This window comes from Acetobacter sp. DmW_125128, from assembly GCF_008704325.1.
GTDB classification, from domain to species: domain Bacteria; phylum Pseudomonadota; class Alphaproteobacteria; order Acetobacterales; family Acetobacteraceae; genus Acetobacter; species Acetobacter oryzifermentans.
Genome location: NZ_VHOP01000103.1, coordinates 1 through 353, shown reverse-complemented (window position 1 = coordinate 353; position 353 = coordinate 1). Strand labels below are relative to the sequence as shown.

The following is a 353-nucleotide window of genomic DNA, read 5'->3' as shown; positions in this document are numbered from 1 at the left end:
GCATGACGATCCTTGTGCGACAGCTTTGCGGGTTTGTCCTGCCAGTCTTCAGGAATACGTCCTTCCCGAAGATCGGCTTTCTCTGCATTGGTGTTCCGCTGCTTCGGAGCCGCTACCAGCGTGGCATCCAGGATCTGGCCTGACATCGGCAAATACCCGGCGTTGCGCAGGGTGGCATCAAAGCGGTTGAACAGCCCATCGATCGCACCCGCCTGGGTCAGACGCTTTTGACACAGCCAGACCGTTTTGGCATCCGGCACCCGATCTGAAAGTCCCAGACCAAGGAAACGCATAAAGGAGAGGCGATCGTTGATCAGATATTCCGTCCGCTCATCAGACAAATTGTTGAGCGT

Annotated in this window: 1 protein-coding gene; it reads right to left on the bottom strand. The window is 56.1% G+C overall.

Features of this window, described 5'->3' with window-relative positions; genetic code table 11:
* On the bottom strand, positions 1–353 hold a 353-nt coding region (locus FKW19_RS15170), incomplete at both ends, for a transposase (RefSeq protein WP_150225429.1).